The sequence below is a fragment of the Paenibacillus popilliae ATCC 14706 genome, from assembly GCF_000315235.1.
Lineage (GTDB): Bacteria > Bacillota > Bacilli > Paenibacillales > Paenibacillaceae > Paenibacillus_B > Paenibacillus_B popilliae.
This window is the reverse complement of the sequence record NZ_BALG01000024.1, coordinates 1-21,733: the sequence shown is the minus strand read 5'-3', so window position 1 is coordinate 21,733 and position 21,733 is coordinate 1. Positions and strand designations below refer to the sequence as shown.

Below are 21,733 nucleotides of genomic sequence, written 5' to 3'. Positions count from 1 at the left end.
CCTCACGCGAAAGCCCCACGCCCGTCCGCGAATCGTCGCGGTATCAGGAAGGGGCCTTCCGTCTCTTATGATCTTATTTCATTTCGAACAGAACCTGCACTTGCGCCCGTAGCTTGACCTGGCCGCCTTGAGGAGCGGAACCGGCTGCTTCAGCGGCGGAAGTGTTCAGTATCGATAGCTTCTCGCTCATGACCCGCATCGGTTGCCAATCGACGCCAGATTCCACAATCGCAAGCGCGGGTCCGAATTGGCGATTGGCTGCCTTGGCCAGCACGCCGGCCTTGCTTGCCGCATGCTTCACAGCCTTTTCAAGCACCTCGGACTCAAAAGCGTCGCGCTTCTCGATATCGAATTGAATCTGCTGCACGCGCGTCGCATCGGCTCCGGTCACGGTGTCCACCAGATTGCCCAGCTTCTCGAGGTCACGGTACGTCACGCGAACGGCGTGGCGGGCTTCGTAACCGACGACCTTCGGTTCGCTGTTCTCCGAATACTTATATACCGGGTTGACGGAAAAATTAGTTGTTTTCACTTGGGGATCCGTAATTCCATATTTCAGCAGCCCCTGCTTCGCCTTATCGAATGCCGCGGCATTCAGCTTTTGGGCTTGCGCCGCCGTATCCGCCTTCGATTCTGTAACAATATCGACATAAGCAATATCCGGCGTAACCTCCAATTCTCCTTGTCCCACGACCGCAATTGTGTTTTTATCCATGGTCGGAGCCTCCCCTGCGGCCTGTGCCGACTGCGGAGCCGCGGCTCCCCATACGCCGAACAGCAGTGCGCCGATGACGACGGTTGCCACCGCCGTCCGCCGCCACTTCCGTCCATGTGAGTTCACATTTATCATCCAATCCCCTCCAACGCTCATATGTTTAGATAATCAACTTGCTTACGTTTTAAAACGAGGGGATGACCAAATAGGTTGCACCAACACATGAATTATTTTCCGGTAGCCTGGATGTCCTTCATGGGGGTGCCGCTTTCAATCGACCAATTTAATGTTTTCTATTGTCATTTGATGTAACTTGTGTTATATTCTAGTTGTAAATGTTCTATTTATTAAAGGATGGCGAGTGATGCCGCATCCGGAGCAAGGTGAAGGGTACCGCTGATGTATACAGCCTATGGCAATCCTTGGCTGTATATGGTACAGGACCTGTGCGTAATGCTCAGGTCCTGCCTTGATTCCGGGCTCGCCGGACACTCGGTATGGAGATGGACGGCAGCCACAGCCGCTGCTTTTGTATCATTTGCCTTCTACCGGGGAGATGCATCCGGCATGCAGGTCCAGTTAGTTTTCCAACTCTTCCTTGCTGATTAAGGAGACTAAAGCGCTTACAGCCTCTTCTGCGTCCGCACCATCCGCCGTGATGGTAATAGACGTACCTGAGCCGATTGCAAGACTCATGATCCCCATAATGCTTTTCGCATTTACCTTTTTATCTTCCTTTTCCACGAAGATATCCGAAGAATATTTATTCGCTTCTTGAACGAACAAGGCTGCCGGTCGTGCATGCAATCCTGTCTTCAAACGTACCACAACTGGTTGTTGAGCCATGCCGGATCATACCCCCTACATTTCCTATATAGTTTACTATTTAATTCACGTTTACGCTTTTTTCCTCGGTTTATCACATTATAGCATTTTAAACGATGGTACACTAGGAACAAAATTCATCCGTTTCTTATTCTTTCGGCCATTTCATCAATTTTCCGCAGCCGGTGATTGACTCCGGACTTGCTGACCTTCCCCTTGAGCATCTCACCGACTTCCTTCAGATTTAGATCGGGATGAGCCAAGCGCACCTGCGCCACTTCGCGGAGCTTGTCCGGGATCTGTTCTAGTCCAATCTCCTTCTCAATCAGGCGGATATTCTCGATCTGGCGCACGGCCGCGCCAATCGTCTTGTTCAGATTCGCTGTCTCGCAGTTGACAATCCGGTTCACGGAGTTCCGCATATCCCGCATGATGCGAACGTCTTCGAACTTGAACAACGCCTGATGTGCCCCAATGATATTGAGGAACTCAATAATCTTCTCGCCTTCTTTAATGTACAGCACGAACCCTTTTTTGCGTTCAATGAACCGGGCATTGAGCCGGAATTGATTGGCCAATTTAACAATAGCCTTGCAATGCTCTTCGTACATCGATGAAATCTCGAGATGGTAAGAGGATCCCTCCGGATTGTTAACCGATCCGCCAGCAAGAAACGCCCCCCGCAAATAAGCCCGTTTACAGCAATTGTTCGCGATAATCCGCCTATCTATTCCATCGGTGAACTGGAACCCTTCGGATACGATATGCAGATCATGCAAAATCTCTTGTACCTGGGAAGGAATACGTACGATATACACATTATTTTTCTTCAAGCGCATTTTTTTGCGCACCAGCAGTTCCGTATGCACCTGATAAAACTTCTTGATAAACGTGTATATCCGGCGGGCAATCGCCGCGTTCTCCGTCGAAACATCCAGAATGACCTTGCGGTTCGAAGAGAGCTGGACGGAGCCGTTCATACGCATTAACGCCGCCAGCTCTGCCCGTTCACAGCATGCATCGGACTCAATAAACGTCAATTCCTTTTTCGTCTGCGCTGCAAAGGACATTCTCCGCTCACCTCTTTCGTAACATCCAATTCTCCACCAGCTGATAAATGTGATGGCTCAGCTTTTCCGCATCATGTCGCAAATACGTGCGGAACAATACAAGGGAATCGGCGATCACCTTGTAACCTCTATTCGTCACTTCATCCAAATCCAAATGCACTGCACGGGCCCCCTGCTCGGCGTAAAGGTCCTGCACTTGAGGCGGTATCTCTCCGTCATTGACGATGACATAATCGAATAGATGCTTGCCTACATGCTGCTGGATGGCTTCGAGATGATCACTAACCTTGTAATTATCCGTCTCTCCCGGCTGTGTCATGACGTTGCAGACGAAGATTTTGATGGCGTCCGACTCCTTGACCGCCAGTGCGAGCTTCGGTACAAGCAGCGTCGGGATAATACTCGTATATAGACTTCCCGGGCCGATCAGGATCGCATCCGCCTCCTGCAGCGCCTGCACGGCCTCAGGAAGCGCCTCCACCTGCTCCGTCTCGAGGAAGACCCGCTTGATGCGCTGGCCCGCCTGCGGTATTGCAGACTCGCCCTCCACGATGGTGCCGTCAGTCATCTCCGCATTTAGCACAATCGCCTGGTTAGCAGCCGGCAGCACGCGCCCACGAACGGCCAGCACCCTGCTCAATTCACGGATGCCCGCGACGAAGTCGCCCGTAATATCCGTCATGGCCGCCAGGATAAGATTCCCAAGGCTGTGCCCGGCCAATCCGGTTCCATTCGGGAAACGGTATTTCAGCATCTCCGACAACGAGGGCTCCACATCCGCCAACGCCGTCAAGACGTTGCGAATATCCCCCGGGGGCGGCATTTGCAGTTCCTGGCGCAAAATACCGGAACTTCCACCATCATCGGCGACCGTGACGATAGCCGTGATATCCAACGGCTTCTCCTTCAGGCCGCGCAGCATGACAGATAGACCGGTTCCGCCACCCATAACGACGATGCGCGCCAGCCCGCGCTCTTCTCCTGTCCGCACTTCAGTATCCCCCCCATCAATGCCGATCGCGTTCGGAATCCCGATGGCTTACGCGAACAACCTCCGTCTCGCTGGAACCGATCGTGCGGCCCAAATATTCCGCGACGGCTACGGAACGATGCTTCCCGCCAGTACAGCCGATGCCGATGACGACCTGGCTCTTCCCTTCTTTGCGGTATTGAGGAAGCAAAAATTGAAGCAAATCGAGCAACTTGCTCAGAAAGGTCTGCGTCTCCGGCCATTTCATGACATAGTCATAGACTTCGATAGCTTGACCGGTATGCGGGCGCAACTGCTCCACATAATGAGGATTCGGCAGAAACCGCACGTCGAAAATGAGATCCGCATCGATCGGAACCCCATATTTGAAGCCGAATGAGGTAACGTTAACCGACATGCGATTCTGATCGGCCTGCGTAAATCTCGAGACGATGCGTTCTTTGAGCTGCGCCGGTTTGAGACTGCTCGTGTCAACCACCTGATTGGCCCAGCCCTTCAAATCCTCCAGCAGCTTGCGCTCCATTTTGATGCCTTCCAGCGGCATGCCGTTCGGCTTCAATGGATGGCGGCGCCGGCTCTCCTTGTAGCGTTGGACGAGGACTTCATCCGTTGCATCCAAGAACAAAATTTCACAATTAATTGTATAATGTTCTCTAATATAATTCAAAGACTCCGATAACGCCGTGAAAAACTCTCGCCCGCGCAAATCGATGACGAGCGCGACCTTTCCGATCCTCCCTTTGGATTGCTCAATCAGCTCCGCAAATTTGGGAATCAGAACGGGCGGCAAGTTATCTACGCAAAAAAATCCGAGATCCTCTAGGCTTTGTACTGCGAGAGTCTTGCCGGCGCCGGACATCCCCGTAATAATGACTAATTTAGCAAGCGCTGCCGTTTCTGTTGAATCGATCATCGTTCGTCATCTCCCTTACCAATGCCGATTACGAACGCAAGAACAATCCAGCCGCACCAATCATACCAGCATCATTGCCTAGCTCAGCTGGCACGATCAATACGCCGCGCGTAACCGGTTCAGGTGATAGCTTCTTGAACGTTTCACGGATTTGCTCGAATAAGAACTCGCCCGCCTTCGACAAGCCGCCGCCGATAATAAACCGCTCTGGATTCAAGGTGACCGCCACCGCAGCCATCGATTTGCCCAAGTAGAAGGCTGCGCGCGCGATAATGCGGACGGCAACCTCGTCTCCGGCCTTCGCCGCATCGAACACATCCTTCGCCACGATGTCCTCCAGCAGCGACAGGGACGTGCGATCGCCGCGCTCTACCGCATCCTTCGCCATGCGGATGATGCCGGTTGCGGAGGATACCGTCTCCAGGCAGCCCATCTTGCCGCAGCCGCATTGAATCGCTTCCAGATCCGGAATGACGGCGATATGGCCCAACTCTCCGGCCAACCCGGAAAATCCTTGCACAATCTTCCCATTGATGATAATGCCACCGCCGACGCCAGTTCCCAGCGTATAGCAGACGCAATTGTCGATGCCTTTGCCCGCACCGCTCCACGCTTCTCCCAAGGCGGCCACGTTGGCATCATTGTCAATCTTGACCGGCTTGCCTAACCGTGCTTCCAATATGGCGCGAATCGGCACATCCTTGAAGCCTACATTGGGCGCCAACAAGATAACGCCTTCCTTCACATTCGTAAACCCAGCGACCCCTGCACCAATTCCAGCCACCTGGCTCCAATCGTAAGAAGATTCCTCTACGATTCGGCGAATATAGTTCTCGATGTTGTCTATGACGGTATCGTGTCCCTTGGCAACTTCAGTCGGACCTTCAAACGTTTGCAGCAGCCGGCCTTCCGTATCACAAAGGCCGACCTTGATAGCCGTTCCGCCCAAATCGACACCCACGTAGATTTGCTCAGACATGCGTCATCCACCTTTATACTTGTAATCATATCCTTGATCGTATGTTACTTCAGTACCCACTATACGCGAACGGTGTAAACAGGTCAAGGCGTGCGCGGCCAGCCCGCAGGAGCGATCAAGGCTCTTCCCAGGCCGACTCCACACGAGCGCGGCTGCTCCTTCCGCCAGATCAAATACGGAGCCCGCAGGCTCCGTCCAGGTTGAAGAGAATACTATTTTTCTCCCTGTATCGTTGTCACAATTCAGTAATGCTTCCCACTATATTCACACGATTAACCCACATTCTTCAAGCTCTTCTGGTGAAGCTCATAAATATGCTGACAGCGGCTTGACACATTATCATCATGGGTAACGATCACCATTGTCATTCCTATTTGATGAAGTGAATCAAATACGCTCAATATAGACTCTTCGGTTGTCTCATCCAATGATCCAGTAGGTTCATCAGCTAATAGTATTGACGGATTTTTTACGATGGCTCGGGCTATGGCAACGCGCTGACATTCTCCGCCTGATAGTGAAGCGATATGTTTTTTTGCATGTATTTCCATATTTAGATTATACAAAACTTCGTCAACTCTATTTTTTATTTCTCCTCTAGACACGCCGAGATATTGAAGCGGCAGCGCAATATTTTCAAAAACATTCCGATCATCGAGTAAATGAAATTTTTGCGTTATGTATGCAATATGATTCCTGCGATATTCAGCCATCTGACTTGTTGAAAACTTGGAAATATTCGTTCCGTTAAAAAACATATCCCCTTCTTCGAAGGGAAGCAGGCCGGCTAAAATATTAAGTAACGTTGATTTTCCACAGCCACTTTTTCCTCTAATCGCTACAGATTGCCCCTCATTGACAACAAAATTTACATTTTCTAATAGGATCGTGAATCGCTTCCCGTCGATAAAACCTTTTTTTATCCCTGCAAGTTCAAGCATTGATTTCCTCCTTATTCCCCTGCATTGATTTCTTTCGTCAGTGGGCGGAACCAAAGATTGATTGCCGGCACGAGGCAAATGATTATGCTTACAAAAATACATAGGAATAGCATAATAAATTGCGTCATACCGCTTCCGATTTTAAGGATTTTATTTAGTATAATGAAACTAGTTATATATGCAGCCACCACGACCATCAAGATTTCGAGCCATTGCCTCTTTATCAAATCCACCTTCGTGGCCCCGTTCATATAATGAATGGCGAGAGCAGAGAGTCGCTTTTTTTGTTGTAATAGCAGCATCATGATAATAATCATTAGGTGTAATAACGCGGTAGAGAGAAATACCGTGAGAACCAACCCTCTATTTTCTTGGAGTATGGTCATTACTCCCCTGTATTTTAAGAAATGCGGATTGAAGCGAATAAAGGAATAACTCCCGATCGCCGACTTTCGCGCAATGGTATCGACCCGTTGCATCATCGATGATCCGCTGGCGGGGGAGCCGTCAGTTACGATGTACCCATTAATCATGGCAAAATAGCTAATTTTCTGAAATGACTCATCTCGTTTGGAAAGAGGCTTACGATCATACTCCTGATGAGGAAGCAGGATATGTTCGTCCAAATAAAATTCTGGATCACCATTATAGTAAATCTTACTGTTTGCTTGTAAAAAACCAATCACCTTGATCGTAAACGGTTTAAAATAATAGTCGATGACGATCTCATCGCCAACCTGGAATATATGTCGATAGGAGGCCCCTAACAAGGCGGGTAATGTATCCCCCTCGCCCGCCTGAACATCTTGCTCGCGCCAAGATGCCCCTTCCGCTATGGTTAATCCAAAAAAGTCGAAAGCTTGCTTATTCATTTGAAATGATTTCACAGCGGTAAAGGTTTCATCCCCTATTTGTTGCTGACGTTTCTTGTGCCCTTGTTCGTATCCTTCATTAAAGTGTTCGGGTAACCCCGTATCCTTGACTAGGATATGATGACTGTCCATCGCGAGGTATTGAAATTCGCGTGTATGGGTTAAGTCATGGTAGAAATTTTTTAAGCGCTTGAGGTAGCCTGGTTGGCTTGTAAAGTGCTCAAACTGTGTGCCATCATAATAACCATCAAGTAAGTGATAGATGGACTTTCCTTGATACTTGTCTTGCAGACCATTGCTTTCATAGTGTAGCTGTACGACAAAAGCAAGAAAGGTGCCCATAATGATAAAAAAAAGGCTAAGTTGTAAATAAATAAACAGGGTCATGATTTTATGATGTTTTACATAGAATTTCAGTTCATTCCAGTTCATTTGCTGATTGCACCTCCTGTAGGAGAAGTCGACTTGATTAATAAGCTGGTTACCGTACAGGCGCTAATCAGAAACAGAAGCATGATCCAGAGGAGTTGATGCGAAAATAAGCCGGAACCAAGCAGCGAAATGACCAAGTAAAGAATTGCCCCCGGAACTGTAATAAACACCAATATTTTATAGAACATAGCTGTAGAAATCGTAAACGTCGAGATGCCCAGAATAAATAGAATATGCAACTTCTTCCGTTCTGACTCATACCAAAACCGGATAAAGGCGAACGTACTCAGGAGTAAAAGGAGGTAAAACTCAAAAAGCAATAACCGGTAGAGAAAAGGGAGATTCGCCGTTCGCGCTAACCCTTTGTGGCTACTTTCCATTCGTGTAACCGCAGGTTTTTGGGCGATCACACTTTCGGTGACTTCAGTAACCGTTGCTTTGCGCTCACTGTCGATAATAATACGCATGTCAGGCAATCTAGGGATGTCGTTAGGTTGATAGAGCAAAATCAAATAGTCAATCGGACTTGCGAAGGGCGCGCCTATCATTCCGACGACTTCATAATCTTCTCCATGAAACGATACGTGCTTTATCCCGTTACTAACTCTAATCGTGTCTGCCATTTCCCTGCCTACAACCGCTACCGGCTTCGTTTCTTCCGCCCCAAAAAAACGGCCCGATTCCATAGGAGGAGACCATTCACTATGATGATCGATAAAAAAACGGTAGCTATCATTATATTCAAGAAAAAGCCGGTAGCCCGCTGGTGAAAACGGCGTGTTGACCCAATCGCTAGCACCGTGATCAACCAGTACTTGATGATGAGTTGTATACAATCGATTGGATATTTCATTGAACTTTTCCTGCTTATCGACATATAGCAGAAAAAAATAATATACGATATAAAGCAATAAAAACAGGAGCATGAAAATGATATCTTTGCGCCTCAGTGTATGCATCTGACTTCCTCATTTCTACGAAATAAAGCCTATCGTAGAGGCTGCTTTGCTCTTGTTAGCAAGATGAAGCAGCCTCCCCACCATCGATTTCCTGCCTATCGATCCTTGCACTGGTTTCCGCTGCCCTCGTTCCCCCAATAGGTACGCGCTTCCGTGTTTTCAAACAATTTGGGAGTGTACCAGGGGGATTGTGCCGTTGTAAAGCCAATTCCCCATTTTCTGCCACTCGTTGTAAGCATATGTCCTTCGGTATCTTCCATTCGAGCCGTTGTATAATGACAAGTATCTTTCCATGTCGTTTCCCCATATGCGGCATATTCGAAATCACCGCCGTGTGAGAATTCTCGAGTTAGACGTTTACCTTCATGCTTACTTGGAGAATTTGCCCCTCTTTTCATTCTGGTAGAAGAACTTGATAAAGCATGCGTCCAGCCATTTGGGGCATGGATATAATATCCTTCGGACTCACTCCAGCCGCCTGAAACCTTCTGCTGTGAAGACGAGGCAAATCCGGGAACTGCGGTAACCATAACAAATGCACTTAAAACGGTTGCTCCTAACATGAATTTCATCCTCTTGTTCATACCATTACCTCCCTAGTTTCGAAATAAAGAACTTAGCTACAGGGTAGATGCAGGGTAGCTATGCTCGCTCCTTTCCCCTTGGATTTTTTTTGTTACCCATATTATACCATAATAAACACACAGTAAAAGAGTGGATTGATAAAATATTTCTATTTATTGAAATAATTTTTAAGTTACTTTGAAACTAATGCTAACAGTGGGCTGGAATATATTAGAGAGCAAACTCGAGAAATAGGTGCGTACACGTATCCATTAGAAAGAGACCGTCCTGAAAGAACGGTCCCCAATTGAAGGTAAACTCCTGGGAAGTACTGCAGCCGCAGGAGTTCTTATTGTTTATTATCCCTATTTTAAATACGAAAATGAAAGTATACTTTTATCCGTACCGGGCATACCTGGCTCCCGACTCCCGGTATGCCCGTCACCACGGAACGGTTACCCCAACGTCACGCTCCAGTCATGCACCATGCTGCCTTCTAGAAATTTCTCACAATCAAGCGCTGCCTGACAGCCGGAGCCGGCTGCAGTAATCGCTTGGCGGTATTTCATGTCCTGTACGTCGCCGGCCGCGAAAATGCCCGGGACGCTCGTCTCCGTCGTGCCCGGCTTCACGATAACGTAGCCGTTCTCGTTCAGCTCGACCTTGCCGCGCAGGAAATCGGTATTTGGCTGATGCCCGATCGCGACGAACAGGCCGTCCGCCTCGATGTCTTCCACTTCCCCCGTCTCGTTGTTGCGCACTTTGAGGCCGGTAACGCCCATGCCCGATGCCAGCACCTCGAGCGGCGTCCGGTTCAGAGCCCAGGAGATCTTCTCGTTCTCGCGCGCCCGGTCCTGCATAATCCCGGAGGCGCGCAGCTCATCACGGCGGTGCACCACCGTCAGCTCCGAAGCGAAACGAGTCAGGAAGTTAGCTTCCTCCATCGCCGAGTCGCCACCGCCAACGACGACGATTTTTTTTCCCCGGAAGAAGAAGCCGTCGCAGGTAGCGCATGCACTGACCCCTTTGCCGATATTATCTTGCTCTCCAGGGATGTTCAAATATTTCGCGCTGGCTCCTGTCGAAATAATGAGCGTCTCGGCCCAGATCTCCTCCAGACCTTCCCCCGTCAGCTTGAACGGACGCTGCGACGTATCGATCTCCGTTACCCAGCCGGTAACGAACGTCGTGCCGAAGCGCTCCGCCTGCTTGCGCATGTTCTCCATCAGTTCAGGGCCCATAATCCCGTCCGGGAACCCCGGGAAGTTCTCTACATCGGTTGTCGTCGTAAGCTGGCCTCCCGGCTGCGGACCTTCGATGACGAGCGGATTCAGATTGGCGCGCGCCAGATATATCGCCGCCGTGTACCCAGCAGGTCCTGTACCGATTACGATCGATTTATATACCTTCTTCTCCATAATCAAAGGCCTCCTTCACGAGTAAAATTTTTTGAAAAACGTGTCGTCTATTGGTAGATGTTCTCCTCGGTTGCCTCTGCGCGGAATGCCGCTTCCATGCGCTTGGCATGCTTGGCGACCGTCGCGGCGGATACGGCGTACCATTCCCCCGCCTCGCTGTAGGTGATCGGGTGTCCGCGCTTCTTCGCGACAATATATTCAATCGCCGCCGCCCAACTATGCGCCTTCGCAATGCGCGGCACTTCATTAGGATATGACCGGCGGAGAAATTCAATCCAGAGCTTCTCCGCATCATACATCTCAATCATGTCATGCCGGCCGTTCATCCCGGTCCGAATCGCATCGATCACCTGCTGCCAGTCCGGTTCCCAGCTCGGGAGCCCGCTCCCCAGATGATACCCTTCCACAAGCTGCTTCTTGCCGCCCCATTCCACTTCAAGCGCGTCCTCTACGCCGAGCAGACGCAGCACATAAACGGTCAGTTCCTTCACGTTGCCATCCTGCTCCGGATCGAGCAGCAGCCCACGGAGCGCCTGCCTCGCCTCTTCGTCATTGATCAGGCTCATCGCCTGAAGCGCCTGAAGCTTTGTCGCGGAGTCGCCCGAGCGCAGCGCCCAGAACAAGGACGAGCGAACGAGCGGATCCGACTTCAACTGCCGTTCCCATTCGGTGGCCGCCCCCGGTTCTCCAGCTTCGTGCCGAACATTCCGCTCCGCTGCCGCAGACCGCTCGGACCTCCGTCCGGAACTTGCCTTCGCCTCGTAAGGAATGCGGTAATGATAGCTGGGCATCGGATCTGGATGACCTCCCGCGATCCGCTGAAGCAGCTCCAAGTAATACGACCCGATGCCGCTCTCCGGATCCAGGCGCCGGCAAGCCGCCCACCAGCCGGCCGCTTCATCGTACCGGCCGAGATGGAACGCTGCGACCGCCGCACAATGATAGACCCCCGGCTCGACAGGCGATCCGGTCGCGAGCAGGCGCTGCAGATGGCGGTAAGCCTCCTCATGCCGACCGAGAATGCCCAGCGTGTTCGCCAGCTTGAAGGCCGGCTCCCGATGGAACGGCTGCAGCTTCGCCAACCGCTCGATCACCTCCCGCTCCTGTTCGTTCCGCCCGGCCTGACGCTCGAATATGGCCAAATTACATAGGGCGTGCAAATGACCGGGATCCAGCGCGAGCACCTGGTAAAGCATCTCGCGGGCTTCCTTGAAGAAGCCCATATAATAATAAGCTAGTGCCAGATTATTCCGAGCAGGCAAATCGCCGGGATTCGCCTGCATCAGCCGCTCCAGAATGCGCCCCGCCTCCACGAACCGGCCTTCTTCCATCATCCGCCGGGCTTCTTGATGTTCGGCTTCCTGTCCGCTCTGCGATTCCCAGGCTTGTCCAGATGGATTCGCCGGCTCGTCGCTTCCTTCGGACTCCGCCACCCGGCTCAAAGCGGCAGCGGCTTCCTTCAAGCCTCTTGCCGCTTCTTCGAAGGCCGCTGCATTGGCAGGGGGACGGGCTCCAGGGTATAACCCGGGTCGGTTCATCTCGTCATGAAGCATTTCCTTCATTTCCAGCGCCTCGCTGCCGTAAGCTCCTTGCGGATCCAGCGCCAAGTAAACATCGAGCGCCGCCTCCGCTTCCTGATAACACTCAAGATGAGCGAAATTATTTGCCATATAGTAATAACATTCACTCATGGATGGATCGAGCTCATTCACAATATGGCGGAGGATGAGATTCGACTCCTCGAAGCGTCCCGTCTCTGCCAACGCCCCAGCCAGATTGCACTGGTGAATCGCATCGCCGGGATCACACTCGACCGCTCTGCGGAAATACCGCAATGCCTTGTCATATTGCAGCCGATCCAATAATTTTACCGCGCGATCGGAATACGCGACCGCATCTACCGGGAACATTACAACGTCGCCATGTGTATCCGCGTTGTCCCTGCCGGTTCGATGTGGCTTCTCTCCTGCCATCGCCAAGGCACCTCCTGCCGCATCATTGTTGTATACATAAGTTTCAGTATACCATAATGACACGTCTTCCCCCACCCCTTCGTCGAGCCGTCCCAGAGCTACAGCAGAGCCTTCAACGGATCCAGCCGCCCGGCATCCAACCCCAGCAGGCTTGCCTGCGCCCGGTACCCGACCACGTCGCGGTGCATAAGCAGCTGCTTCAGACGCAGTTGGTTCTCCTTAGCCCCGGGAAGTGCCGCCAAATCAACCATATCTACCGTTGCCTGCGATGTGGAATGCACGCTGATGACGCCAATCATGGCCAGCGCCCGTACAATAGGAATGGCAGTAATGTGCTCTTTGCGGCTCATTGTTCTTCCTTTCCGACACCTGCCGGTCAGCAAGCAGGCAGGCGCGGCCAATCTTGTAATAGACCGGCAGCGCCTGCTCCTCAATTTTATATTTTTATATCCCCTTATCCGAATATTGCCCCGGGAATAATTCAATACTGCGATCTGCATCTCTCATCTCGTAGATCAACCGGAAATGATGGTTCAAATCTTTGAGTGCAATATACCATTTCCCATTCTTGACGAGAGGAGGGACAGATAGTACCATCTCCGCGCCGTTCCAGGTAACGATTCGGCTCGGCTTGACGCGGGCCACCTTCGTATGCGCGCCCCGGTTGCGCATCTTCTCAATAAGCTTCGGCGTCGCAATCAACTGATTCCCCGCATTGATTCGGAACCCGTTCCGGTTGTTCCGCCCGTTAATCCCAGGACGAACCGTGAATGTAATCGGGATATCCAACTCACGGCAAATCTCCAGCACCTTGCTGTTATAGGCGCCGAACGGGAACGCCAGCAAGCTGTTCGCATTGCCCAGCTCCTTCTTCAGCACCTTCTCTGCCTTGACCAGATCTTGGCGAACCCGCACTTCATATTCCTCATCGGTCTCTTTGCGTTCTTCCTTCTTCAGATATGTTTTCCGGGTCAGCGTCGGGCGAAGGAATCCCCGATCATTCACCGGGCGGTACGCATGCGAATGGAAAGTGTGGCTGTAGAAGCTCATCCCGTGCTGCTTCATCTCCCGCATTTGCGCCCATGACAGCTTCATGTGCTTGGTCTGCCTCGGATTGTCAATCGTCTCGACGATAACGAAGTTCGTAGCGGTAAGATGGTATTTCCTTAGCACCGGATACACTTCCGTATAGAACGACTCATACCCGTCATCGAAGGTAATCAGTACGGCATTCGGCGGAACCGGCGCGCCGTTCAGCATATAATCAATATATTCATCCATGGATATAAAATGAAACCCGTTGCTCATCATCGCCTGCAGCTGCTCCTCGAACTGCTCCGGCGAGATAAACGTGATATGGTCCGGGTTCTTCATCACATTATGGTACATTAGCGCAATAACCTGATTCTCATAAAAAACCGGCTTATAATCCCACTGCGATTCCGGCCTCGTCGTCGGGTACAGTTGAAGCTCTTTCCCTTCATCGACGATATGTACATTCACCCCATATGCTTGCTGCAACGCATTAGCCGAGATATACCATTCGCCGCCCGCCTGGAGCGCATATTCCCCTTCGTCCACTTGCCCCTTCCAGACGAGAGGGCGGCTATCGCTATGATTCCTGTCGATATCTATGAACAGCGCGACGCACAGCAAGGCAATCAGGAGAACCGCGCCTGCGGCCCGTCTCATGCCCATCCCCTTCATCCTCTACACCATCTTTTTGTTGTATCTATCCCACATTGGCAAGTTTCTCAATGCTTGCCGTTTCTCTCTTTTCTTATTTAGCCGAAAAATAAATAGCGAATATCGAAGAAGCGGCCACGTCCCCCCCAACAGGAAAAACCGGCAGCCTGTCATATGACTGCTGATTCATGAATCGTCGCCCAATCCGCCTGCCCCGTTGGAAGCCGGATCCGCTGCCTGGATCACCTGCATCGGATTGCCGGCAACCATTTGGCTAGGCAACACATCCTTATATACGACCGTTCCAGCCGCAATTACCGCATGATCGCCAATCGTCACGCCCGCCAAAATGGTGCTGTTGGCACCAATCATCACATGACTGCCGATGCGGACTTTGCCGAGACGATATTCCTTCGTCAAATATTCATGGGCCAGCAGCGTCGTATTGTAGCCGATAATCGTGTTGTCCCCAACCTCGATATACTCCGGGAAGAAGACATCGACCATGGCCATTAGCCCGAAGGCCGTATGGCGTCCGACCTTCATCTTCAATATATGCACATAAATCCATCGCTTGAGCTGCACCGAAGGGCAGTAACGGGCGAACTGAACCCAGATGAAGTTCCAGACGCCCTTCCACGGGCTTACCGACCGGTATATTTGCCACAGGCTATTCGGCCCTTCAACAGGATGCCGCTCCACATCTCTCACTTGGATTCCCGCTCCCATCCGATGAGTGTCAATATATCGCGCATATCATGAATGATATGGCGCGGTTCGTATTGGCGAAGCACCGCTTCGCCCTTCAACGACCAGGCGACACCGCAGGAGATGGCGCCGGCCGCATTAGCCGACTGGATATCGGCCGGGCTATCGCCGACCATGAGCGTCGTCGCCGGGTCAGCCTTCAGCTTCTCGATGGCGAGCAGCACCGGCTCCGGATGCGGCTTCGCATGCTGGACATCGTCGATCGTAACGACGACGCCCATCTGATCCAGCAAGCCGAACATGCGCAAGGCCCGCTTCGTCGTCTCGCGCATCTTCGTCGTGACGATGCCGAGCCGAATCCCGCCCTCATGCAAGGCGCCGATAACTTCCCTCACATGAGGGAACTCGCGCACCAGCTCATCATGCCGGGATATATTGTAGCGGCGGTAAGCGGCTTTAAGCTCCTCCACATCGGCCAATCCGCTGAACTTCCGCAGCTGATATTCGAGCGGCATTCCCATGCTCGGAATAATCTGCTCCCGTGTCAGCGTCGGCGTGCGTTCCAGCAGCACATGCAGGAAAGTTTCGATAATCAGTTCATTGGTATCGATAATCGTTCCATCCAGATCGAACAATACGGTACGAATCATGATGCTATTTCTCCTTTATGTCACGTTTCTCTTCCGCAGCCGCAGGCAGCTCCGCCGATTCAGGCTTTTCCTCGGCCCCGTTCCGGGAAGAGGGGGCTTCCCCAACGGACTGCGGCTTCGCAGGAGCTTCCGCATCCGTCTTGCTTCCGGCGTCGTTCGCGCTGTCCCCCGCCGCTTCGATAACCTGTGCGGCCTTCGTAGATACAATCGGATCGTGATACAGCCCCTTCGAAGCGCCGGTTACCCGGCGGAAGACGATAAGCGCGATGCCGACGACGATCAGGAAAAGGGCCACCAGTTGCGAGATCCGCACATTGCCGTAATTCGGATCGAGATACCCCGGCTCGAATACGATCTGCATCGGTGACCATAGCGTGCCGATAATCGATTCCACCCATCCGGATCCTTGGTAGGCCAGACTGTCGGTACGCAGCCCTTCAATGAAGAACCGGCCGATCGAATACCAGATCAGGTAACCGATAAATACTTCCCCGCTGCGCACACCGCGCAGCCGGCGGAAGCCGAACAGCAGCAGCAAGCCGATGAAGCTCCACAGCGACTCATACAGGAAAGTCGGATGATGGAAGGTTCCGATCACATTCATCTGGTTGACGATGAAGTTCGGCAGATGCAGCGTGTTGCGCAGGAACGCTTCCGTTGTTGGACCTCCGTACGCTTCCTGATTGACGAAGTTGCCCCACCGACCGATCGCTTGTCCGATCAGCAGGCCCGGCGCACAAATATCCGCGATGCGCCAGAAGGAGTACTCTTTTTTTCTGACATAGATAAGCGCGCAAATCACGGCGCCGATTAATGCGCCATAAATTGCAATTCCCCCATGCCAGATTTTAAAGATTTCCAACAAGCTATCTTTATAGTCATCCCATTTGAAGGCAACGTAATAGATACGAGCCCCGACAATGGCGGAAGGCACACCGAACAACAGCAAATCCATGAAAAAATCTTGAGAAATTCCAAATCGTTTGCCTTCCCGAATTGCCAGCAGCAAGCCGACCACCGCGGCTGTGCCTAATATAATGCCATACCAGTGCACCTTGATCGCGCCGATCGAAATTGCAACCGGATCCAGCAGCATCGTTGCCATCCATCTACACTCCTTATGGGTTGAGAATACGAGTCTCAATCAAAATCTTCCATATCCTCGGCGATCGTCTCGGTCAGCTTGTTCGTGAATTGAAGCGCCGCATTGTAGCCCATCCGCTTCAGGCGGAAGTTCATCGCAGCTACCTCGATGATCACGGCCAGGTTCCGTCCGGGACGCACCGGCATGGTAACGAGCGGTACATCGGTCTCAATAATGCGCGTCGTCTCCTCATCCAGGCCAAGACGGTCATACTGCTTATCTTGCTGCCAGTTCTCCAGGCGAATGACAACACTGATCCGCTTGTTGTTGCGGATCGCGCCGGCTCCGAACAGCGTCATGACATTAATGATGCCGATGCCGCGGATCTCCAGCAAATGCCGAATAAGCTCCGGTGCTGATCCATGCAATTGGTTGTCCGATGTCTGCCGAATCTCGACCGCGTCGTCGGCGACCAGACGATGGCCACGCTTGACCAGCTCCAACGCCGTCTCGCTTTTCCCGATGCCACTCCCCCCGGTAATCAGCATGCCAACGCCATACACATCGACCAATACGCCGTGGATCGTCGTCGTGGGCGCCAGCTTCTTCTCCAGGAAGCTCGTAATGCGGCTGGAGAGAATTGTCGTCGCCAGATGCGTCCGCAGCAAGGGCACGTCTTCTTCCTGACATACGTCGATAATCTCTTCCGGCACATCCAATCCCCGCGTCACAATAATGCAGGGCATCTCTTTCGAACAGAAATGATACATCCGATCCCGCTTCTCCTTTGGAGTCAGCGTCTCAAAAAATGCAAGCTCGGTCTTGCCGAGGAGTTGAACACGCTCCTTCGGGTGGTATTCGAAGTAACCCGCCATTTCCAGGCCGGGGCGATGCAAATCATCCACTGTGATCAGCCGCTTTACCCCCTGTTCCCCGGCCAGTACCTCCAGATGGAACTGCTCCACCATCTCGGCCACTTTTACTCTCTTGGCCATTCTCTGTTCACTCCTTCGTCTCCCGCACTCCAACTGTTCCCGCTCTTCGTCTACGCAGGCAACGAAGTGCCTATTCCCCATTGTAACCATCGTATCGAAAATCGACGGTCAGATCAATTAGCGCATGGGGGTGCTTGCCCTTTGATCGGGATTTTTTTATTTTATCTCCTAAATATAAAGATTCAACGACAAACAATTTGTGGGGAATCATTTTCCGCCACATGCTGACGAATGCAGCCCACCTTTCCTATCTTATATCGGCATGCCCTATCTTTACCTTTTGCTGGATCGGTCGTTACGGAAATGCTTTCACCAAGATATACTAAAAGCGGAGGCTCCCAGATGGAAACCTCCGCTTTTCCTTTATACCGACTTAGTTTTCGAATACATTCAATTCGGACTCGGTATCGAAAACATGCACTTTGTTCATATCGATAGCAAGCTTGACGTTCTGGCCTTCTCTCGAGTTAGAGCGGCCGTCTACACGCGCGATAACCGTCTCGGCACCAATACCGGTCAGGTACAGGAACATTTCATGACCCATGTTCTCCGTAACTTCGATCGATCCGGTAAACACCGTATTCGGCGAAGCTTCCAGGAAGACAGGCTCTTCATGAATGTCCTCTGAACGAACGCCCAGAATGACTTCTTTGCCGAGATAACCTTTTTCCTTCAGCACTTGAGCCTTGCCTGCAGGCACGGCAACGTCCAGACCTGTCGCTCTGAAGCGGGCAGTGCCGTTCTCTTCCACGAGAGAGCCCTTGATGAAGTTCATCGTAGGGGAACCGATGAAGCCTGCAACGAACATGTTGACTGGGTTGTTGTAGAGCACGTCAGGTGCTGCCGCTTGTTGAATGATGCCATCCTTCATAACGACGATCCGATCGCCCATCGTCATCGCCTCGATCTGGTCGTGCGTTACATAGATAACTGTCGTTTGCAGACGCTTCGACAATTTTGTAATCTCGGAGCGCATCTGTCCACGAAGCTTCGCGTCCAGGTTGGAAAGCGGTTCGTCCATCAGGAACACTTGTGGTTCACGAACGATTGCACGGCCGAGAGCGACACGCTGACGCTGACCGCCGGACAATGCCTTCGGCTTGCGATCCAGCAAATGCTCGATGTCGAGGATGCGAGCTGCTTCGCGCACGCGCTTGTCGATGTCTTCTTTTTTGAATTTACGCAATTTCAAACCGAACGCCATGTTTTGATATACATTCATGTGCGGATACAACGCGTAGGATTGGAACACCATCGCGATGTCACGGTCTTTTGGAGCCACGTCATTAACAAGGCGGTCGCCAATGTACAATTTCCCGTCTGAGATTTCTTCCAGTCCTGCAATCATTCGAAGCGTTGTAGATTTACCGCAACCGGATGGACCAACCAATACGAGAAACTCTTTGTCCTGAATATCGAGGTTAACATCTTTTACGGTTGCATTATCGGATCCCGGGTACTTTTTGTAAATATGCTCTAAGCGAACGCCTGCCATGTGCGTTTCCCCCTTAATACATGTATTCCTGAAATCGGTTACTCTTATTGTATCGGAGCCCTGTACAAATAACTATACACAATATGCACAAAAAACAATCGTCTTATTTTGTTACTTTATACAATAGCAATATCAGCTTCACTATAACCGCGTCGGAAAATTTGCGTACATCGAGCCCGGTTTCGTGCTTGATTTTATCCAATCGGTACAAAAGGGTATTGCGATGGATGTACATCCGCTTGGCGGTCTCGCTCACGCTGCAGTCGAAGTGGAAAAAATGCTGCAGTGTCGCCATCGTCTCCGAATCGGCAAAGCTGTCCTCCTTCGTGACAACCCGCTGCAGGAACTGCTTCCGCACCTCGTCGGGAATGCTATTGACCAGCCGCTCCAGATGCATCCCCCAGGGCAGATGAATATTGCTGCTCACGTGAAAGGCCCATCCCAAATACAGCGTCTCCCTTAATTGGGATACGATGCCCGGAATGCCCTTAACCGGCATGAACGGGTATCCGATGGTCAGATGGCACTCTCCGACCCATTCGCTCGATAACAGCTCATAGAGTCCGAGACAGTAGGACGTGAGCAGCTCTTCCATCGTCTCGCGCTCTTCGCTCTCGTCTTCTCCGGAGCCGAAGTGGGTCAACTGCTCGGGGCACAGAATAAGCCATTCCTTATCCGACAGCGAAATGAGATTGACCTCGACGCCGAAGTAGGAGCAGAGCAATTTGTACAATACTTGATAGGCAGACGCCTCCTGGTGGGCATGCTCGACCACGAGCAGGAACGGCACAACCTGAATGAACAGCTTATTTTTCCAGGAAAAGCTGTCCGGCACTTCCGCATTCGACTCGCCTTCCTTCACCCGCTCCGCAATCCATTGCCCGAACAAGTAAGCCTGCTGCTCGTCGTTGATAAGCGCCGCGGCCAGTGAAGGCTTCGGACGGTGCTCCATCCGCAAAATAAGCTGAAGCCATTGCTGCTCCTGTCCGGCAAGCTCCCGGCCTTCCAGCTTCAATACTTCCGTCGCCGCCGTTCCCGGCTTCCATAGCATATACCAGGCGTTCCCCTGCTTCGCCAAGACAGCCGACTGGCCGTTCGCCAGTGCATCTCCTCCCGTCCATTCCCTCCATGTCGATGAAGGCACGGACAGCTTCTCCAGAGAGGCATCCAATATATGTTCGATTTGCTGCTGCAACGCTCGCTTATCCATACTGAATCTCTCCAACCGTCTTATTTTTCTTTATTGTCCCCATTGTATCATATCTGACAGTCCGTCTTCATAAGCGGAAAAGCAGCCGGTATATCGTCGGATGTCGCATACGAAGGAGTGAGCCATCAACGCCTGATTCCGCACGATGCCCGTGCACAAGCGGCAGTTTCTCCTGCTTTCGCAGCGTATGGAACTGGTGGTAAGAGAGAAGCAAGCCTTCCCTCTCCGCATGCCAATCGCAAAAAGGCCGGGCTTGATAAGATCAAGCCCGGCCGAAAAAAAACTTCAGTTCATTTACTGAAGTCTTGAATTTAGAAACTGGTGAGCCATGAAGGACTCGAACCTTCGACACCCTGATTAAAAGTCAGGTGCTCTACCAACTGAGCTAATGGCTCTTATAAATGGTGGAGGATGATGGATTCGAACCACCGAACCCGTAAGGGAACAGATTTACAGTCTGCTGCGTTTGGCCACTTCGCTAATCCTCCATGTGCTTCATGGTGGCTCGGGACGGAATCGAACCGCCGACACGAGGATTTTCAGTCCTCTGCTCTACCGACTGAGCTACCGAGCCATGTGCGACTTATCCAAAAAAAAATAAAGTGGTGCACATAATGCGTTGCCACTCTCACGAAAGTTAAAATGGCGGAGCTGACGGGATTCGAACCCGCGTTCTCCTGCGTGACAGGCAGGCATGTTAGGCCTCTACACCACAGCTCCTTGGTTACATGGTGCCGGCGATAGGAGTCGAACCCACGACCTACTGATTACAAGTCAGCCGCTCTACCAACTGAGCTACACCGGCGAAATATGGTGGACGCTGACGGGATCGAACCGCCGACCCTCTGCTTGTAAGGCAGATGCTCTCCCAGCTGAGCTAAGCGTCCTTATGGTATTGGTAGCGGCGGAGGGGATCGAACCCCCGACCTCACGGGTATGAACCGTACGCTCTAGCCAGCTGAGCTACGCCGCCATATAAATAAGGTTGTAAATCACTGTGGCGGAGAGAGAGGGATTCGAACCCTCGCGGCTGTTACACCCTAACGCTTTAGCAAAGCGCCCCCTTCGGCCTCTTGGGTACCTCTCCACATTGCATGTAAAATACCTACCCACCGTATTATACGCGATTCACATACGCATATCAAGACCTTGTACCTTAAAAACTGAATGCGAAAGTAAAATCATCAAACCATCTTCCTTAGGATAAGCCCTCGACCGATTAGTATTGGTCAGCTCCATGCATTGCTGCACTT

General features: G+C 51.7%; 21 protein-coding genes and 8 tRNA genes. All 29 read right to left on the bottom strand.

The window, feature by feature from the left end; all coding sequences use genetic code 11:
- Positions 1–73: 73 nt before the first annotated feature.
- Complete coding sequence (locus PPOP_RS02700; RefSeq protein ID WP_006284494.1) at positions 74–850, bottom strand: SIMPL domain-containing protein; 777 nt, start codon at positions 848–850, stop codon at positions 74–76.
- 444 nt (positions 851–1,294) lie between these two features.
- Complete coding sequence (locus PPOP_RS02695; protein WP_006284492.1) at positions 1,295–1,561, bottom strand: HPr family phosphocarrier protein; 267 nt, start codon at positions 1,559–1,561, stop codon at positions 1,295–1,297.
- 116 nt (positions 1,562–1,677) lie between these two features.
- The gene (whiA, locus tag PPOP_RS02690; protein ID WP_006284491.1) at positions 1,678–2,610 is read right to left on the bottom strand and encodes a DNA-binding protein WhiA; all 933 of its coding nucleotides are present in this window, start codon (positions 2,608–2,610) and stop codon (positions 1,678–1,680) included.
- 7 nt (positions 2,611–2,617) lie between these two features.
- Entirely contained in the window at positions 2,618–3,559 is a 942-nt protein-coding gene (locus tag PPOP_RS02685) for a gluconeogenesis factor YvcK family protein (RefSeq protein WP_042227183.1), read from the bottom strand.
- A gap of 58 nt (positions 3,560–3,617) precedes the next feature.
- On the bottom strand, positions 3,618–4,514 hold the full coding sequence (gene rapZ, locus PPOP_RS02680) for an RNase adapter RapZ (RefSeq protein ID WP_006284488.1): 897 nt from the start codon (positions 4,512–4,514) through the stop codon (positions 3,618–3,620).
- Positions 4,515–4,542: 28 nt separating this feature from the next.
- A complete protein-coding gene (locus tag PPOP_RS02675) occupies positions 4,543–5,493 on the bottom strand; it encodes an ROK family glucokinase (protein WP_006284487.1) in 951 nt (316 codons plus the stop codon).
- 272 nt (positions 5,494–5,765) lie between these two features.
- Positions 5,766–6,434, bottom strand: coding sequence for an ABC transporter ATP-binding protein (locus PPOP_RS02670; protein ID WP_006284486.1), 669 nt, complete (start codon positions 6,432–6,434; stop codon positions 5,766–5,768).
- 11 nt (positions 6,435–6,445) lie between these two features.
- Positions 6,446–7,738 (bottom strand): hypothetical protein, encoded by a 1,293-nt coding sequence (locus PPOP_RS02665; protein ID WP_006284485.1) that lies wholly within the window; start codon positions 7,736–7,738, stop codon positions 6,446–6,448.
- Positions 7,735–8,697, bottom strand: a complete 963-nt coding sequence (locus PPOP_RS02660) for a hypothetical protein (RefSeq protein WP_042227171.1) — start codon at positions 8,695–8,697, stop codon at positions 7,735–7,737. The genes PPOP_RS02665 and PPOP_RS02660 overlap by 4 nt, the downstream gene beginning before the upstream one ends.
- A gap of 95 nt (positions 8,698–8,792) precedes the next feature.
- Positions 8,793–9,281: a hypothetical protein gene (locus PPOP_RS19265; RefSeq protein WP_006284484.1), complete on the bottom strand. Its 489-nt coding sequence runs from the start codon at positions 9,279–9,281 to the stop codon at positions 8,793–8,795.
- A gap of 435 nt (positions 9,282–9,716) precedes the next feature.
- The gene (trxB, locus tag PPOP_RS02650) at positions 9,717–10,679 is read right to left on the bottom strand and encodes a thioredoxin-disulfide reductase (RefSeq protein WP_006284483.1); all 963 of its coding nucleotides are present in this window, start codon (positions 10,677–10,679) and stop codon (positions 9,717–9,719) included.
- A 47-nt stretch (positions 10,680–10,726) separates the two neighbouring features.
- A complete protein-coding gene (locus PPOP_RS02645) occupies positions 10,727–12,652 on the bottom strand; it encodes a tetratricopeptide repeat protein (protein ID WP_006284482.1) in 1,926 nt (641 codons plus the stop codon).
- Between the two features lie 98 nt (positions 12,653–12,750).
- Positions 12,751–13,002 (bottom strand): hypothetical protein, encoded by a 252-nt coding sequence (locus PPOP_RS23260; RefSeq protein WP_006284481.1) that lies wholly within the window; start codon positions 13,000–13,002, stop codon positions 12,751–12,753.
- Between the two features lie 94 nt (positions 13,003–13,096).
- Positions 13,097–14,350: a polysaccharide deacetylase family protein gene (locus PPOP_RS02635; protein ID WP_042227169.1), complete on the bottom strand. Its 1,254-nt coding sequence runs from the start codon at positions 14,348–14,350 to the stop codon at positions 13,097–13,099.
- Positions 14,351–14,524: 174 nt separating this feature from the next.
- Positions 14,525–15,049 carry an acyltransferase gene (locus tag PPOP_RS02630; protein WP_042227167.1) on the bottom strand — a complete coding sequence of 175 codons (525 nt, stop codon included), beginning with the start codon at positions 15,047–15,049 and terminating at the stop codon, positions 14,525–14,527.
- The gene (gene ppaX / locus PPOP_RS02625) at positions 15,046–15,696 is read right to left on the bottom strand and encodes a pyrophosphatase PpaX (protein WP_006284478.1); all 651 of its coding nucleotides are present in this window, start codon (positions 15,694–15,696) and stop codon (positions 15,046–15,048) included. Before ppaX ends, PPOP_RS02630 begins: the two co-directional genes overlap by 4 nt.
- 4 nt (positions 15,697–15,700) lie before the next feature.
- Positions 15,701–16,801, bottom strand: a complete 1,101-nt coding sequence (lgt, locus tag PPOP_RS02620; RefSeq protein ID WP_006284477.1) for a prolipoprotein diacylglyceryl transferase — start codon at positions 16,799–16,801, stop codon at positions 15,701–15,703.
- A 35-nt stretch (positions 16,802–16,836) separates the two neighbouring features.
- Entirely contained in the window at positions 16,837–17,775 is a 939-nt protein-coding gene (gene hprK / locus PPOP_RS02615; protein WP_006284476.1) for an HPr(Ser) kinase/phosphatase, read from the bottom strand.
- Positions 17,776–18,148: 373 nt separating this feature from the next.
- On the bottom strand, positions 18,149–19,270 hold the full coding sequence (locus tag PPOP_RS02610) for an ABC transporter ATP-binding protein (RefSeq protein ID WP_006284475.1): 1,122 nt from the start codon (positions 19,268–19,270) through the stop codon (positions 18,149–18,151).
- A gap of 103 nt (positions 19,271–19,373) precedes the next feature.
- The gene (locus PPOP_RS02605; protein WP_042227164.1) at positions 19,374–20,480 is read right to left on the bottom strand and encodes a PucR family transcriptional regulator; all 1,107 of its coding nucleotides are present in this window, start codon (positions 20,478–20,480) and stop codon (positions 19,374–19,376) included.
- 30 nt (positions 20,481–20,510) lie between these two features.
- Positions 20,511–20,639: a hypothetical protein gene (locus PPOP_RS25025; protein ID WP_267879047.1), complete on the bottom strand. Its 129-nt coding sequence runs from the start codon at positions 20,637–20,639 to the stop codon at positions 20,511–20,513.
- 160 nt (positions 20,640–20,799) lie between these two features.
- A tRNA-Lys gene (locus PPOP_RS02600) sits at positions 20,800–20,875 on the bottom strand.
- Positions 20,876–20,882: 7 nt separating this feature from the next.
- Positions 20,883–20,968, bottom strand: a tRNA-Tyr gene (locus PPOP_RS02595).
- Positions 20,969–20,978: 10 nt separating this feature from the next.
- Positions 20,979–21,054 (bottom strand) — tRNA-Phe (locus PPOP_RS02590).
- Between the two features lie 69 nt (positions 21,055–21,123).
- A tRNA-Asp gene (locus PPOP_RS02585) sits at positions 21,124–21,200 on the bottom strand.
- A gap of 9 nt (positions 21,201–21,209) precedes the next feature.
- Positions 21,210–21,285 (bottom strand) — tRNA-Thr (locus PPOP_RS02580).
- A 6-nt stretch (positions 21,286–21,291) separates the two neighbouring features.
- A tRNA-Val gene (locus PPOP_RS02575) sits at positions 21,292–21,367 on the bottom strand.
- A gap of 9 nt (positions 21,368–21,376) precedes the next feature.
- A tRNA-Met gene (locus PPOP_RS02570) sits at positions 21,377–21,453 on the bottom strand.
- Positions 21,454–21,478: 25 nt separating this feature from the next.
- Positions 21,479–21,567: transfer RNA gene (locus PPOP_RS02565), tRNA-Ser, on the bottom strand.
- Positions 21,568–21,733: the final 166 nt, after the last annotated feature.

Excerpts from the sequence above, each read along its gene's own strand:
- PPOP_RS02700 (WP_006284494.1), bottom strand. The coding sequence starts at position 850 with ATGATAAATGTGAACTCACATGGACGGAAGTGGCGGCGGACGGCGGTG.
- PPOP_RS02695 (WP_006284492.1), bottom strand. The coding sequence starts at position 1,561 with ATGGCTCAACAACCAGTTGTGGTACGTTTGAAGACAGGATTGCATGCA.
- whiA (WP_006284491.1), bottom strand. The coding sequence starts at position 2,610 with ATGTCCTTTGCAGCGCAGACGAAAAAGGAATTGACGTTTATTGAGTCC.
- PPOP_RS02685 (WP_042227183.1), bottom strand. The coding sequence starts at position 3,559 with ATGGGTGGCGGAACCGGTCTATCTGTCATGCTGCGCGGCCTGAAGGAG.
- rapZ (WP_006284488.1), bottom strand. The coding sequence starts at position 4,514 with ATGATCGATTCAACAGAAACGGCAGCGCTTGCTAAATTAGTCATTATT.
- PPOP_RS02675 (WP_006284487.1), bottom strand. The coding sequence starts at position 5,493 with ATGTCTGAGCAAATCTACGTGGGTGTCGATTTGGGCGGAACGGCTATC.
- PPOP_RS02670 (WP_006284486.1), bottom strand. The coding sequence starts at position 6,434 with ATGCTTGAACTTGCAGGGATAAAAAAAGGTTTTATCGACGGGAAGCGA.
- PPOP_RS02665 (WP_006284485.1), bottom strand. The coding sequence starts at position 7,738 with ATGAACTGGAATGAACTGAAATTCTATGTAAAACATCATAAAATCATG.
- PPOP_RS02660 (WP_042227171.1), bottom strand. The coding sequence starts at position 8,697 with ATGCATACACTGAGGCGCAAAGATATCATTTTCATGCTCCTGTTTTTA.
- PPOP_RS19265 (WP_006284484.1), bottom strand. The coding sequence starts at position 9,281 with ATGAACAAGAGGATGAAATTCATGTTAGGAGCAACCGTTTTAAGTGCA.
- trxB (WP_006284483.1), bottom strand. The coding sequence starts at position 10,679 with ATGGAGAAGAAGGTATATAAATCGATCGTAATCGGTACAGGACCTGCT.
- PPOP_RS02645 (WP_006284482.1), bottom strand. The coding sequence starts at position 12,652 with ATGGCAGGAGAGAAGCCACATCGAACCGGCAGGGACAACGCGGATACA.
- PPOP_RS23260 (WP_006284481.1), bottom strand. The coding sequence starts at position 13,002 with ATGAGCCGCAAAGAGCACATTACTGCCATTCCTATTGTACGGGCGCTG.
- PPOP_RS02635 (WP_042227169.1), bottom strand. The coding sequence starts at position 14,350 with ATGGGCATGAGACGGGCCGCAGGCGCGGTTCTCCTGATTGCCTTGCTG.
- ppaX (WP_006284478.1), bottom strand. The coding sequence starts at position 15,696 with ATGATTCGTACCGTATTGTTCGATCTGGATGGAACGATTATCGATACC.
- lgt (WP_006284477.1), bottom strand. The coding sequence starts at position 16,801 with ATGGCAACGATGCTGCTGGATCCGGTTGCAATTTCGATCGGCGCGATC.
- hprK (WP_006284476.1), bottom strand. The coding sequence starts at position 17,775 with ATGGCCAAGAGAGTAAAAGTGGCCGAGATGGTGGAGCAGTTCCATCTG.
- PPOP_RS02610 (WP_006284475.1), bottom strand. The coding sequence starts at position 19,270 with ATGGCAGGCGTTCGCTTAGAGCATATTTACAAAAAGTACCCGGGATCC.
- PPOP_RS02605 (WP_042227164.1), bottom strand. The coding sequence starts at position 20,480 with ATGGATAAGCGAGCGTTGCAGCAGCAAATCGAACATATATTGGATGCC.